This is a genomic window from Deltaproteobacteria bacterium, assembly GCA_040223695.1.
Lineage (GTDB): Bacteria > Desulfobacterota_D > UBA1144 > Nemesobacterales > UBA2774 > JAVKFU01.
Genome location: JAVKFU010000011.1, coordinates 1 through 985, shown reverse-complemented (window position 1 = coordinate 985; position 985 = coordinate 1). Strand labels below are relative to the sequence as shown.

Sequence of the window (985 nt, the reverse complement as noted above, 5' to 3'; positions counted from 1 at the left end):
CTGCATCGACCGCTCGCTGGAGATGGTCGTCGGTATCCTGGGGATATTGAAGGCTGGCGGGGCGTACGTTCCGATCGATCCGTCGTACCCTCGCGAGCGCATCGACTTCATGCTGGGTGACACCTCCTGCGGGGTGGTGCTAGTACAAAATTCCTATAAAGATATGATTAGAGAAGATATAGGAATCAAAAGATTGAACACTGATGATCTAGAACATTTGTTAAAAGATATTCCATCAACTTCTTTGGATTTGTTGAGAACCCCCCAAAGTATCACATATGTGATATACACCTCGGGGTCAACAGGTTTTCCCAAAGGAGTTCTGATTCCGGATAGTGGCGTTGTAAGACTTATCGAATGGTCTAGAATGACATTGAAAGAATCTACCAAAATATTACAGTTATCTTCGATATCCTTTGATGCAGCGACATTTGAGATTTGGAGTTCCTTGCTGAACGGGGGGAATCTGGTTTTATACCCACATAGAAGATTGGATTTATTATCAATCAATGAACTAATTCTAAGCGATGGAGTGGATACAGTTTGGTTTACTTCAGCTTTATTTGATGAATGGTCTAAATCTGATATATCCAGACTTCCGTTAAAATATATTCTCACTGGTGGAGATATTGTGAATCCATTTTCAGTGGCTACTGTACAGACGAAATTGAAGAAAGTAAGGATAATTAATGGTTACGGCCCAACAGAGAACACAACTTTTACATGTTGTTATGAGATACTTCAAGGGCTAAATGTATTAAAGCCTATACCAATAGGAAAACCAATCAATGGAACAAAAGTATACATTTTAAATGAAGACTGTTCTCTTTGTCCCGTAGGGGTACCCGGGGAGCTCCACATAGGCGGTGCGGGTCTTTCGCGTGGCTACCTGAACCTGCCGGATCTGACTGCGGACCGATTCGTTGCGGACCCTTTCGGCGGCGGTGGCCTTGTGTACCGTACGGGCGACCTTGGCCGTTGGCTT

Annotated in this window: 1 protein-coding gene; it reads left to right on the top strand. The window is 43.9% G+C overall.

All coding sequences use genetic code 11. The annotated features are described in order from the left end of the window. Positions 1 to 4: 4 nt before the first annotated feature. A partial coding sequence (locus tag RIG61_02700; protein ID MEQ9618065.1) for an AMP-binding protein occupies positions 5 to 985 on the top strand: 981 nt, incomplete at its 3' end.